The sequence below is a fragment of the uncultured Bacteroides sp. genome (assembly GCF_958445495.1).
Taxonomy (GTDB): Bacteria; Bacteroidota; Bacteroidia; order Bacteroidales; family Bacteroidaceae; genus Bacteroides.
This window is the reverse complement of the sequence record NZ_CAUCSQ010000018.1, coordinates 1-14,362: the sequence shown is the minus strand read 5'-3', so window position 1 is coordinate 14,362 and position 14,362 is coordinate 1. Positions and strand designations below refer to the sequence as shown.

8 protein-coding genes are annotated in these 14,362 nt (G+C 50.4%); 4 read left to right on the top strand and 4 right to left on the bottom strand.

Features of this window, described 5'->3' with window-relative positions; all coding sequences use genetic code 11:
- Nucleotides 1-54 precede the first annotated feature (54 nt).
- Both Q5076_RS08140 and Q5076_RS08135 read left to right on the top strand, forming a co-directional pair.
- A complete protein-coding gene (locus Q5076_RS08140; RefSeq protein ID WP_303012300.1) occupies nt 55-1,578 on the top strand; it encodes an arylsulfatase in 1,524 nt (507 codons plus the stop codon).
- 126 nt (nt 1,579-1,704) lie between these two features.
- Nucleotides 1,705-4,614, top strand: a complete 2,910-nt coding sequence (locus tag Q5076_RS08135; RefSeq protein WP_303012298.1) for a M60 family metallopeptidase — start codon at nt 1,705-1,707, stop codon at nt 4,612-4,614.
- 78 nt (nt 4,615-4,692) lie between these two features.
- On the opposite strand, the gene Q5076_RS08130 is transcribed toward Q5076_RS08135, so the two are convergent.
- Nucleotides 4,693-5,043 (bottom strand): Abi family protein, encoded by a 351-nt coding sequence (locus Q5076_RS08130; RefSeq protein ID WP_303012297.1) that lies wholly within the window; start codon nt 5,041-5,043, stop codon nt 4,693-4,695.
- Nucleotides 5,044-5,305: 262 nt separating this feature from the next.
- Nucleotides 5,306-6,754, bottom strand: coding sequence for a CCA tRNA nucleotidyltransferase (locus Q5076_RS08125; RefSeq protein ID WP_303012296.1), 1,449 nt, complete (start codon nt 6,752-6,754; stop codon nt 5,306-5,308).
- A gap of 237 nt (nt 6,755-6,991) precedes the next feature.
- Here Q5076_RS08125 and Q5076_RS08120 point away from each other — a divergent pair, with 237 nt between their 5' ends.
- Entirely contained in the window at nt 6,992-7,837 is an 846-nt protein-coding gene (locus Q5076_RS08120) for a hypothetical protein (RefSeq protein WP_303012387.1), read from the top strand.
- A 380-nt stretch (nt 7,838-8,217) separates the two neighbouring features.
- Here Q5076_RS08120 and Q5076_RS08115 read toward each other — a convergent pair whose 3' ends face one another.
- Entirely contained in the window at nt 8,218-9,867 is a 1,650-nt protein-coding gene (locus Q5076_RS08115; RefSeq protein WP_303012295.1) for a beta-N-acetylhexosaminidase, read from the bottom strand.
- A gap of 253 nt (nt 9,868-10,120) precedes the next feature.
- Between Q5076_RS08115 and Q5076_RS08110 the strand changes: the two genes are divergently transcribed.
- The gene (locus Q5076_RS08110; RefSeq protein WP_303012293.1) at nt 10,121-12,376 is read left to right on the top strand and encodes a beta-N-acetylglucosaminidase; all 2,256 of its coding nucleotides are present in this window, start codon (nt 10,121-10,123) and stop codon (nt 12,374-12,376) included.
- A gap of 701 nt (nt 12,377-13,077) precedes the next feature.
- Here the strand turns inward: Q5076_RS08110 and Q5076_RS08105 are convergent.
- Nucleotides 13,078-14,070: a DUF3843 family protein gene (locus Q5076_RS08105; RefSeq protein ID WP_303012291.1), complete on the bottom strand. Its 993-nt coding sequence runs from the start codon at nt 14,068-14,070 to the stop codon at nt 13,078-13,080.
- Nucleotides 14,071-14,362: the final 292 nt, after the last annotated feature.

Below are 14,362 nucleotides of genomic sequence, written 5' to 3'. Positions count from 1 at the left end.
CTGCCGGGAGATGCGTCGTGCCAATCAGGGCAACACCTATTAAAGAACAACAGAATGAATTATAAATCCATCTCATTAATCGGCGGCGCATTCCTCCTCTCCACCCTTTCCGCCAACGGGCAGAAGAAAAACGCAAAGCCCAACATCCTGTTCATCCTCTGCGACGATATGGGATACGGCGACCTGGGATGTTACGGCCAACCCTTCATACGCACCCCACACATAGATGCCATGGCAGGCGAAGGCATGCGGTTCACGCAAGCGTATGCCGGCAGCCCGGTCAGCGCACCCTCCAGAGCCTCGTTCATGACAGGGCAACACACCGGACACTGTGAGGTCAGAGGCAACAAGGAATACTGGAGACAAGCCTCCACCGTCATGTACGGCAACAACGAAGAACCGTCGGTAGTAGGCCAGCATCCCTACGACCCGGAACACGTTATCCTGCCCGAAATCATGAAAGACAACGGCTACGCCACCGGCATGTTCGGCAAATGGGCGGGAGGCTACGAAGGTTCCTGCTCCACCCCCGACAAACGGGGCATAGACGAATATTACGGCTACATCTGCCAGTTCCAGGCACACCTCTACTACCCCAACTTCCTGAACCGTTACAGCAAAGCGTTGGGCGACACAGGAGTGGTGCGGGTGGTTATGGAAGAGAACATCCAACACCCGATGTTCGGCGCCGACTACCGGAAACGGTCGCAATACTCCGCCGACATCATCCATCAGAAAGCGATGGAGTGGCTGGACAAGCAAGACGGCGAACAGCCGTTCTTCGGCATACTCACCTACACCCTTCCCCATGCGGAACTCGTACAACCGGAAGACTCCATATTGAACGAATACAAGGAGAAGTTCAATCCTGACAAGGTGTTCAAAGGCAGCAAAGGCTCGCGCTACAACGCGATAACCCATACGCACGCCCAATTTGCCGGCATGATTACCCGCCTGGACTATTACGTAGGCGAAGTATTGAAAAAGCTGAAAGAAAAAGGGCTGGATGAAAACACCCTGGTTATCTTCTCCAGCGACAACGGCCCCCACGAAGAAGGAGGGGCAGACCCCACTTTCTTCGGCAGAGACGGAAAACTGCGCGGATTGAAACGCCAATGTTACGAAGGCGGCATCCGCATCCCGTTCATCGCCCGCTGGCCGGGACGAATCCCTGCAGGACAAGTCAACGACCACATCTGCGCCTTCTACGACCTGATGCCCACCTTCTGCGAAGTGGCAGGCATCAAGAATTATGAAAAAAAATACCGCAACAAAGAAAAAGAGACGGACTATTTCGACGGGATTTCTTTCGCTCCCACCCTGCTGGGCAAGAAAAAGCAGAAAAAGCACGATTTCCTGTATTGGGAGTTCAACGAAACGAATCAGATAGCCGTACGTATGGACGACTGGAAGCTCCTGGTGAAGAAAGGGCAACCTTTCCTTTACAATCTGAAAACGGACATCCACGAAGACAAGGACGTAGCGCTCCAACACCCGGAAGTGGTAGAGAAGCTGAAATCCGTCATACTTGAACAACATACTCCCAATGCGCATTTCTCAGTGACACTGCCCAAGTAGGATTGAACTGAAAAACAGAAGAATAAATAACAGATTGCTTGCAAACGGGTTTCACCGGACAGACGCCGGACGACAAACTCATTCTGCAAGCAGTGTGGATTCATTTACCTATAAACAAACCAGCACATGAAAAATATTTATCCATATTTATTACTAATTCTTTTCGTATTCGCATGCGGCGACTCGAAAGATGAACTGATTGACCCTTATCTGACTCTGGAACTCGAAAGCAACGTACTGAACATACCTATCGAGGGAAAAAGCGAAACAATAAAAATACGCACCAACCTGTCGGACTGGGAATTGCTTCCCCAAGCCTCAGGCGGCTACGACTGGTGTAAGACATCCATCGGGCTGACCGCTTCGAACACACACATACTATCGCTCACCGTCTCCCCCAACGAAGGCATGGGCACACGCGAGGCAGTCTTTGTGCTCCGCGGCGCCGGTGTGGAAAACATCACCTTCCGCGTTGTCCAGTTAGGTTCGGAACCTGCGATACTGGTAGACACCGAGTCTAAATTATTGTCGAAAGAGGAACAGACATTCATCATCAAAGTGACTGCCAACGTAGCGCATACGTGCCGGAACGAAGAAGGATGGCTGACACTGGTGGAAAAGCCGGCGTCGAGAGGCATGACAGAATCGGCCTACGAATATAAGGTGACAGCCAACACAAGCCTGGAAATACGCAGGGACGTGATTCATATAGAATCCACCGACCTGGAAGGGGAGCCTGTGGTCGTAGAGATTCCGGTGGAACAAGAAGCTGCCGATGTAGACGAAGTTATCAAGCCGGACACGAAAATAAAAGTCGAGTCGGTAGAAATGATACAAGGCACTATTTACGGCGTGCAAACCCCGGAACTCTCCATCGACGACAAGCTGAACACATTCTACGGTTCGGGTAAAAATGCCAAAGACCCCACCCAGCCTATTATCTTCGACTACACACTAGCGGCAGGAACGGAGAAAGTGAGTTACGTCAGAATGACCCAGAAACCGGGCGCGGATATCACGTCAGGAATGACTAAAGGGGAAATCGCCTACAAATCCGAAACAAGCGCGGAATGGATCAAATGCGGTTCATTCGACGAAACCGAATTCAAATCAACCATCCAAGTGGATTTAGACGGAGCGGTCAACCCGACCCATCTGCGTCTCACTATGGAACGCGCATCGGTAGGAAGCGTCGCCATTGCCGAGTTTGAATGTTTCCAGAAAGCGGAAGGAAACGATTTCGACCTCACGGCGGATGCCGCTTACTTCGAAGATAACGTCTTTTCCCGGTTGAAACCGACCACCACGCAAGCGGACATCGCCAAGATTACCCATCCGATGGTCCGCGCCGTGGCTCAGGAACTTCTGAACGGCACATACGCGCATGAGTTCAGGGTGCGCACTTACCAATCATGCAAAGACCCGGAAATAACAGGCAGCGAGCTGACGATAGGCCAACGGAGCGCTTGCGACAATCCGACCGGACTGTTTTTCGAACAGGGTAAAAAGTACATCATATTCGTAGGAGACGAGATAGGTGACCAAATGCTGGATTTATATATCTGCGATTGGCGCGCGAATGTAAGACCCAAACAGACCGTCACCTTGAAAAGCGGGCTGAACACGGTGGACGCCAACGTGAGCGGCACAGGCTACATACAATACTGGACGAAGACGGACGACCCCGCCCCTGCGGTAAAGATACACGTATGCAACGGAAACGAAATCGGATTCTGGGATGTACGCGCCGGACATACGAATGCCGACTGGAAACGCATCCTCGCCCTGGCTAACGACTGCGCCCAGCGTCTGTCCATCAGCAATGCGATGATAGACGTCTCCGGCGAGCTGGTGCAGCTAATCAATACGGTGCAGGCATTCAACACTTATTGTCCGGACGATATCGAAGACGTGATGAAGATGCATGACGAACTGATGACGATAGAATACACGATGATGGGGCTCGTCAAAAACAATGCAGTTCCCCGGAACCGCATATTAGGCGTGCGTTCGTGGGGAGACAACCCCAACTGGGGAGGAAGCTGCGCCAACTTCCCCAACACAGAAGAAACGATGCTCAACAGAAGCATGTTCCTAAGCAACCTCTGGGTATTCGGCCATGAATTCGGACACGGCAACCAAGTGGCACAGATGAAAGGCGCCGGCTGGGCGGAAGTGACGAACAATATTTACGCCCAACAAGTCTTATACCTGTTGCATGACGGCGAATGCCGCCTGGAACACACGACATACAAAAGAGACGGATATACGGACAAACAATACGGCGACCGTGTCAACGCTTACCTGAACGATGCGCTGATTAAAGGCAAGCCCTATCTGACCCACGGAGGCGGGCTCGTCGAAGACGCCAAGAACGGCACATATTACCAGGCAGACCAGTTCGTGTCCCTGGCTCCCCTGTGGCAGCTTTCCCTTTTCTTCATGCTGGCGGAAGGCGCTCCGTGGCACAGGCCTGATTTCTGGCCCGACGTGCATTGGTCGGCTATCCAGGAGCACAATCCTAAAAACGAACCGGGCAAACGGTACGCGGACTTCATGAGGCGTCTGATAGACGCATCGGGAATGGACATGACCGAGTTCCTGGAAAAAATCGGATTGCTGCGCACCTATGACATGAGAGTCGGAGACTACGGCGGTCCGAAGCAGGTCACCATCACCCAAGCGATGGTAGACGAGATTCGGACTTACGGGCAGAGCAAACCCAAAGTTCCCACCCCGGTCCTCTATTACATCTCCGCCAACAGCCTGGAAGCGTACAAAAAACAACTTCCCGTACAAGGCACTTTCGGTCAGGGAATCACCTCCGGAGAACTGTCAAAAACCATTTCTCACTCGGTATGGAAAAATGTGGCAGCCTTCGAGACCTATGCCGGAGACGAAATGGTTGAGGTCTGCATCGCCGGAACAGGGAGAATGGATAATACGAGCACTTTCGTGCGGTATCCCGAAGGGGCTACCCGCATCGAAGCGGTATCGTGGGACGGCAAGCGCACATTGGTTTTCGGGGCAAGATAAGAGAGCCCCGGTCAATCGCTGGCAAGTGAAATGAAAGAAATCCCTTTTGCATGGGTTTTATCACTTAAAAACAGCAAGTTAAAAGGAAAATATATTCAATGAGAAAAAAACAACCGGTTCATTGTGAATCGGTTGTTTTTTTAGGGGGGGGAGTAACTGAAAACAATATCTGTCATTCAGTTCTTGACATCCTATATTAGTCAAGACACTCCGAATAGCCACCTCAATCTTTTCCATCTCATTGAAAAGAAGGATACGCAGTTTCTTGTCAAAACGGTAAAGCGCCAGAACTTGTTCAAAAGACACTCCTTCTTTCAGAACCAAATCGTTTTTGGGATTTTTATAAAAAGGATAGATATAAGCTGACAGCCGATGATAACCGATGTTCATCAAATAATTCTCAACTTTCTGCTCATCATCCATAAGCATACCCGCGCTCTTTCAATATCCGGACGATTTGTTTCGGAGAGGAATACGGCTTGGTGAAGTTCTCTTTCATATAGGTATAATAAAAAAACGACCCGCCGATTTGAGCATTGTTAAGAGGCTTGGCAGGTTCTAATGCCACAAAGATAGTGAAACTGTTCCGGATAGCAAAATATCCGGTAACTTTATTCTTTACAAAACGGAAAATAAAGGCTTACAGCAATAATGAGAACATCGAAGCCCAGCAAAAAACATGCCCCACCATTCACAAACCACCACCCTGCCGCACAGGCGCCAGTCCCATCTTCTCCGCCCGCTCCAGCATAAAAGCGCGTGCCGCCTCATACTCATTAGGAATCACCCCGTCCAGAATCGCATCCTTTATCGCGCTTTTCAAAGCCCCCACCTCCCGGCAAGGCTGCAAGCCGAAAGTCTCCATGATTTCCTCCCCGCTCACCGGAGGCTGGAAGTTACGGATACGGTCTTTTTCCTCCAGGTCCTTCAACTTTTGGCGCACCAACTGGAAATTATTCAGGAAACGCTGCTTGCGCTCCATATTCTTGGAAGTGATATCCGCCTCGCACAACGTCATCAAGTCGTCGATGTCGTCCCCTGCCTCGAAAAGCAGACGGCGGACTGCCGAATCCGTCACCACGTCATCCGCAATGACAATCGGACGCATGTGCAGCCCCACCAGCTTCTGCACATACTTCATCTTCTCATTCATCGGCAACTTCATCCTACGGAAAATATTCGGAATCATCTTCTCACCGATAAAATTATGGTTGTGGAACGTCCACCCCGCCTTAGGCTCCCAACGCTTGGTCGCCGGCTTGGCAATGTCATGCAGCAAAGCCGCCCACCGCAGCCAGAGATTGTCCGTCTTCCCGCTGATGTTGTCAAGCACCTCCAGCGTATGGTAGAAATTATCCTTGTGCGAACGGCCGTTCCGCGTCTCCACCCCCTGCAAAGCCACCAGCTCAGGGAAAATCAGCGGCAATAGCCCGCTGCGGTCCAAATCAATGAACCCCTTGGAAGGAACGGGCGAAAGGATAATCTTATTCAGCTCGTCCGCGATGCGCTCACGGGAAATAATCCCGATACGCTCCCTGTTGCGGCAAAGCGAATCGAACGTATCGTCATCAATGTAAAACCCGAGCTGGGTAGCGAAACGGATGCAGCGCATCATCCGCAAAGGGTCGTCGCTGAACGTTATGTCCGGGTCGAGCGGAGTACGAATCGTCTTCTCCTTCATGTCCTCCATGCCGCCGAACGGGTCCACCAGTTCGCCGAAACGCGCCCTGTTCAGACAGACGGCAAGAGCATTGATGGTAAAGTCCCGGCGGTTCTGGTCGTCCTCCAGCGTGCCGTCTTCCACAATCGGTTTCCGCGAGTCCCGCTGGTACGACTCCCTGCGCGCCCCCACAAATTCGACCTCCGTCCCCTTATACTTCACCTGTGCCGTTCCGAAATTCTTAAACACGGAAACATGGGCGCCGCGGCCCAGACGCTTGCCCAGCGCTTCCGCCATCGCAATCCCGCTGCCTACGACCACCACATCTATATCTTTAGAAGGACGTTGAAGAAAAATATCACGGACATAACCGCCCACCACATAACACTCCAGACCAAGTTCATCAGCCGTTTCGGCTATCTTTCCAAAAATGGGCTCACTAAAATATTGCTTCAATTCCTCTTGAGTCAGCTCTATCATTCTTTCCCGTTATAAGTTTAACCTCCGCAAAGGTACAAAAATAAGGGATATATTCGTACCTTTGCAAAAGTAAAGTGACGGCAGGCGGCAAACGGTGAACGGCAAAACCGGAACCGGCAAACGACGGACCCGTAATTTCCGGACAGGCGGACGGCAAGGCGCCGGAGCCTGTCCGGCGGGGAAAAGACACCGCATCCGCCGCTTTACCCGAACAGTATAAAAAAGCGAAACGACATGATGAAAAAACTGATTTTCCTCTTTTGCGGCACGCTGGCGTTGAGCGCCTGCGGAAACGGCGTTGAAAAGAAAGCCGGTGAGAAACTGACGGCCGCCCAGACCGCCTATGAACGCGGCGATTATGAAGAAGCGAAGTTACAAATCGACAGCATCAAGATTTTGTATCCCAAAGCATTCGAGGCACGCAAAGCCGGGCAGAAACTATTACTGGACGTAGAGCTGGAAGCACAGAAAAGAAACCTGGCATATCTGGACAGTGCGCTCCAAGCGAAACAGCAGGAATTCAAGGCAATCGAAAACAGGTACATCCTGGAAAAAGACGCCGAATACCAGCAGACGGGCAACTACCTCTGGCCCACCCAGACCGTTGAAAAGAACCTGCACCGTTCCTACCTCCGCTTCCAGGTAAACGAGCTGGGCGTCATGAGCATGACCTCCATCTATTGCGGCAGCCACAATATCCACCACGCAAGCGTCAAGGTGACCGCCCCCGACGGCAGCTTCGCGGAGACCCCCGCTTCCAAAGACAGCTACGAAACGGCCGATATGAATGAAAAGATAGAGAAAGCGGATTACAAACTGGGAGAAGACGGAAGCGTCATCGAGTTCCTGAACCTCCACAAGAACGAGAATATCCGGGTGGAATATCTCGGCGACCGCACCTATAAGACCACCATGAGCCCCGCCGACCGGCAGGCAGTGGCAGGCATCTACGAACTCTCACAAATCCTTTCGGCGATGCAAGAGATAAAAAAAGAACAGAAAGAAGCTAACCTGAAAATCGAATTCATCCAAAAGAAGAAAGAACGGAACGCACAAGAAGAAGCTGCCGGCAAGTCCCGATAAAAACCTGCAATGCCCGAAACGCCGGAATGACGATTTTGCCGGAATGACGGAATAAAACCACCTCCACCCAAGGCACATCTTAGGAAAGGCCGCCGGGCATTTTGCCGGAACGCCGGAATAAAGCCACATCATCCACCGGACATCAGGCAAAAAATACGGATTGAACGAATACGGCCCGATAAAGCCAAAGAGGCTGTCTCAAAATTCAAAAATGGGACAGCCTTACTTATAATCTATAACTATAGTATAAAAAATCCTCCTGCTTTAATTTTAGTTTATCCTAATTATAAGGCTAAAAGCAGGAGGATTTTCACTTTTAAGTTTCAGTCTATAAAATTTTCATTTTCGTAATTCTATTTTGAGACAACCTCTTTGTCAATTTATTCCATAATATGCTTGCCGTAATTCCAGCCTTTAAGCTTATACAGCAACGCATCCTCACAAATCCTCTTTTTGAAACTCTCATAATCCCTCTTCTCCTGAGGAGTCCAGCCAGCCTCAGCCACCGCAGCCAGACGAGGCAGCATCAGATACTCAAGCACGGAACTGTCAACCACCCACTCCGTCCAGAAGTTAGCCTGCACCCCCCGGTAATAAGGCTGCAAGCCCGGCTCCACATCCTTCAACGGCTGATAAGCGTAGACCGCCTCCACCGTCTCGGTTCCACGCCCCTGCGACATCGGTTCGGTAGGAAGAGGCGACTGCTTCCTGTTTATGTAATACGGAATCTGCGGGCTCAAAATCGTATTCATCCCCCGCTTCGCCGCATCCTTGGCGGCAGCATCCGCCCCTATCCACGCCATAATCGTGATATCATTGCCCAACAACCCGGTATTTCCGTGCAACACCTCGTTCCAGAATACCAGATGACGCTGCTGGCCGGCCGGTTTCGAAGCAATGTAATCCTTCAACTGCTTGTAGAAATAAATCTGCAAATCCCTGAAATTATCAGACCCCATCTCTTTCAGCAACGCCTTGCATTCCTCATTCTTCCGCCACTTGTCTACCGGACACTCGTCACCGCCCAAATGGATATAACGGAACGGGAACAAACCAATCAGCTCATCTATCACATCCTTGGCAAACTGCATAGCCCGCGGATTCGCCACATTGATGACATCCGCAGAGACCCCCTGCCGCAACCACACCTTATGCTCATTCTCAGGGTCGCAAGAAAGAAACTCCGGATAAGAAGCGACAGCAGCCTGCGAATGTCCGGGAATATCTATCTCAGGGATAATCTCGATAAACTTCGTCTTGGCATAAGCCACAATCTCCCGGATATCCTCCTGAGTGTAAAATCCCCCGTACCGTTCGCCGTCCGGCTTCACCTTGCCGTATGCCAGCACCTTGCTGTCTCTCCAGGCGCCCGTCTCCGTCAGCTTGGGATACTTCTTGATTTCAATCCTCCAGCCCTGGTCCTCCGTCAGATGCCAGTGAAAACGGTTCATCTTGTAGACAGCCATCATGTCAATCACCCGCTTCACCTCTTCCTTCCCGAAGAAATGCCTGCCCTCGTCCAGCATGAACCCCCTCCATGCGAAACGGGGCGCATCCTCAATCTCCACGGCAGGAATGCTCCACCGGCGGTCGACGTCCGCCGCCACCCCCGCCATCACATTACGGGGCATCAACTGCTTCAAAGTCTGGAGTCCATAATAAAAACCGGCAGGACGCGCCGCTTCCAGGCAAATCCGGCCAGCCGTGACATTCAGCCTGTAAGCCTCCTCCGCAAGCGCCGGGTCGAGCTTCAACACCATTCCCGCCTTGGCTTCGTCACGGACAGAGGACACCTTAATCCCCGTAGCCCTCCGCAACTCCTCCTTGAACGAGCCGAACACCAGATTAATACTGTCGCCCCGATAAGAAGCGATGTTGGCCTTGAGCTGCTTGCCGAACTCAAAACGCGCATTTTTCACAACCAGACGGGCGGGTTGAGGGATGACAGCCGGCTCCTGCGCCGGCAAACCCGTTGCCCCGCACACCGCTGACACCCACAAAAGAAGAGGTAAAAGACATTGGTTTTTCATAATAAAATATATTTAAATGTATATTCGGAACTATCTATCCCCGGAAAATATGCCTCCGGACACTTCCCCGGACAAATATTCTTACCCATAGGATACATACGGCCCGCAGACGAATATCCCGGTCCAACGGCATATTCTACTATTTTTTTTCAAAAATACGAATAAACTTTGTTTTACTAATTTGTTTAACCCGATTAATTTATATTTCTTTGTGAAGAAAAATCACTTTAATCAATTAACCCCTTTACTACTCATGAAAAATAAAAAGATTTATTTGCTGGGAGTCTTATTTTTATGCAGTACCGGCATCCCCGCCCCCGCACAAGAGATAAACGTGCAGCCCACCCCCCAGCAGCTCTCCGCAGAGGGCAAGACCATCCAACTCCCTGCCACCTACCGGATAAACGGTGAAAAAGAAACGAGCCTCCATGCCTTCCGGGCATTGCAAAACCTCCTTTCCGGCAATCATCCTTCCGGCAAACAGGACGATACGGGAAAATTCCGTATCCACATCGGAGAAAAGGGAGACAAAAGCGTGCGTAAATACAACCGGCAGATTCCCGACCATAACGAGGGATACTACCTGGCGGTCAACGATAAAGAAATCATACTGGCGGGACACGACGAACGAGGCACTTACTACGCCGTCCAAACCCTGTCTCAACTGCTGAAAGACGGGCAACTGCCTGAAATAGAGATAAAAGACTACCCTGCGGTACGCTACCGCGGCGTCGTGGAAGGATTCTACGGAACCCCGTGGAGCCACCGGGCACGCCTCCGCCAACTGGAATTCTACGGCAGGAACAAGATGAACACCTACATCTACGGCCCGAAAGACGACCCTTACCACAGCTCACCCCATTGGCGCCTGCCCTACCCCGAAAAGGAAGCCCTCCAATTGCAGGAACTAGTGAAAACGGCACAGGAAAACGAAGTCGATTTCGTATGGGCCATCCATCCGGGCAAAGACATCCGGTGGAACCGGGAAGACCGGGAACTCCTGATTGCCAAGTTCGAGAAGATGTACCAGCTCGGCATCCGCTCCTTCGCCGTGTTCTTCGACGACATTTCGGGAGAAGGGACCAATCCGCAGAAACAGGCGGAACTGCTGAACTACATCGACGAGAACTTCGTGAAAGCCAAAAAAGACGTCACCCCTCTCATCATGTGCCCCACGGAATACAACAAAAGCTGGTCGAACCCCAAAGGCAACTATCTGACCACGCTCGGCGAACGCCTGAATCCCTCCATCCAAATCATGTGGACGGGAGACCGGGTAGTCTCCAACATCACCCGCGACGGTATCGAATGGATTAACGGACGCATCAAACGCCCGGCATACATCTGGTGGAACTTCCCCGTATCCGACTACGTGCGCAACCACCTACTGCTGGGTCCCGTCTACGGAAACGACACCGACATCGCCCAGGAAATGTCCGGCTTCGTAACCAACCCGATGGAACATGCCGAAGCCTCCAAAATCGCCATCTACAGCATAGCGGACTATGCATGGAACCCTTCCCGGTATGACATGCGGAAAGCGTGGAAGAACGCCATCCGCGACCTTCTGCCGGACGCCGCTGCGGAACTGGAATGTTTCGCCATGCACAACTCCGACCTGGGTCCCAACGGACACGGGTTCCGCCGTGAAGAATCGACGGACATCCAGCCGGTCACCGCCCGGTTCCTCAAAGACTACACCGGGAAAGGCGTTTACGACAAAGCGGATTTCGACACCCTGCGGAACACTTTCGAAAAGATGCGGAAAGCAAGCGATGTACTGCTTGCCAGTACCGGCAACAAGGCGTTGATACAGGAAATCACTCCCTGGCTGTACCAGTTCAAACTACTGGCGGAAGTGGGCGAAGAAGTATTGAAAATGGCAGACCACCCGTCTTCCGACGCACAGTCTTACTTTTTAAGGAAATACAACCATGTGAAAGCCCTGCGGCAACAAATGTTCCTCATAGACCAGACGTATAACCAGAACCCCTTCCAACCCGGAGTGCAGACAGCGGGCAAAGTGATAAAACCATTCATAGACCAAGTATTCGTGACTGCCGTTGACCGTTACAACCGGGAAAACAACACTCTGCTCGCCACCGCCACGGATTACATGCCGCATAAGCTGTCCGGCAACGTAGAGCAGATTAAAAACCTGCCCCTGCAGATAAAAGGCAACCGCATCTCGCTCTCCCCCGTCAATGAAGTCGTGAAGTGGGGTTCGGGAAACCATGTCGGGATAGAGCTGGACACGGTTTACCGCGGAGAAGGGATTACGGTTAATTTCGGGAAGAAAGAACCCCAACAATGGGGACGCCTCGAAATATCCGCCGACGGCAAAGAATGGCAAACGATATCCCTGAACCAGAACGGGAACAGGCTTACGGCTTCCCTCAAAGACGCTCCGGTCAGATTCGTCCGGTTCACGAATACAAGCGGCAGCGAACAACAGGTGTATTTACGGGAGTTTGTCCTGACGGTGGCAAAAACAAAAACGGCTCAATAAATTGGGAACAGCTCAACAAACAGGAAATGGCTCAATAAACAGGGGTATCCGGCAAATGCCATATCCCTGAAACACAATTGTCCAATACATTTGTCTAATGCAATAGTCCAATGTAATTGTCTAACATGGAAACAGAACCGAAAAAATGCCGGGCTGGAGACGGTCGCCCATTCCATAGCGAATAATTGCGTAACCGTCGGAAATCCTTGCAGAGTAATCAAACAGATAGAGAATACAGAAGGAAAAACAATGGGAGTGTGTCGAAACAAAGATGAACACTCCTTTCACATGTAATTTTGCAAGCATTTGGAACAGTTACAGAATCTAACTGATAAACATAAAAATGGCCGTATCATTACTCAAAAATAGAGTTGATACGGCCTTTTTATTGCCGATGAAGAGTGCCAGGTTTCAAACGAAGAGTGTCGAATTTCAAACGAACAGTGCCGAGTTTCAAATGAACAGTGCCGAGTTTCAAATGAACAGTGCCGAGTTTCAAATGAACAGTGTCAAGTTTCAAATGAACAGTGCCGAGTTTCAGATAGAGTACCAGGTTTCAGATGAAAAGTTCATTTCCTCTAAAATTGAATTTTGGCACACTCCCTTAAAGTATTTGCACAATTTGAAAACGTATGGTTACAGAAATGGGAACAATACAGTAATCTGCATGCATCCAAAGCAGTAGTGGCTGCAAACCCGTCTTACTTACCCTCGTAATATTCGCCCAAAAACCAACAGGCTATGAAGTCCCAGTTTTCGTGGAGCAACGCTTTTCCGCCCTCAAACAGGAATTGTGCTTCCGGCAGCAGATTGTTCTCCATCGCATACTTCAATAAATCGAAAGGACAAACTCCTCTCTCACAGAACAAGCTATATGCTTTCTTCCTAGCTTTTTCCGCATCATAGAACGGATTATTTCCGGCAGCAAAACAAAAGGCGATGTTCATACCTATCAGAATCCCCTTCGGATTGGCATACAACACGAAGCCGTCACAATCTGCCAATTCAGGAAACAAAGAATCGTCTTCGTTCCCCCATTTCAACGTATGAATCAGGAAGTGCCTCAGAAGTTCATAAGAATCAAAAAACAGCAACGGTTCGCCTTTACTGGACTCCAAAAAACGCTCCACATCCTCCGGCAACTTATTCCCGGCAACAGCAACAGGCAACGGCGACCGTTTCTTCTCCATCTGTCCCGTCTCCATCACCCAGTCCGCAGCAAGATTCTCACTGACAGGAGCCGATTCAAAAGCTGCATCCAGCCGTTCGTAAATCACGCCGGCAAGCTCCAGCAAGTCTCTATCCATCGGATTCTCCACAGAACCACAATAATCATCACCCGCCGGGTCATCTATCCCCCACAAGAGAAAAGCGACATCCTCACGGTTTATTTCATCCGGCAAATAATCTTCCGTCAATGCATAAAAAGGCAGATAACGCCCATGATTCTCCTTATGCCAATGAATGAACTGCCGCCAGTTTCCTCCGTCCGCCACACAGTCTTCAAGATATAAGGCGAATGCCAGAGCCATTCTTTTCTGCACCTCATAAGATTCAGACGCACCCCAAGCAGAACCGACAATATCGGGCAACAAACTATTGGCAAAATCAAGATACCATTGGTCGGTATCTACTATTTTCACACGCCTGTGAGCTTTCAGCCACATTTGCATATAGATTTTCTGTTTCTTCATCGTCTTATAGAAATTAAGATACGCATTTCATATTGTAACGGATTATTTTGTCTATTGCAACGGGAGAATTCTATTTATTTACAATGGAGACATTCCGTTGATTGCAAAGAAAGCATTCTGTTTATCGCAAGGGAGGCATTCCGTTGATTACAAAGAAAGCATTCTGTTTATCACAAGGGAAGTATTCCGTCGATTGCAAAGAAAGCATTCTGTTTATCGCAAGGGAGGTATTCCGTTGATTGCAAAGAAAGCATTCTGTTTATCGCAAGGGAGGTATTCCGTTGATTGCAAA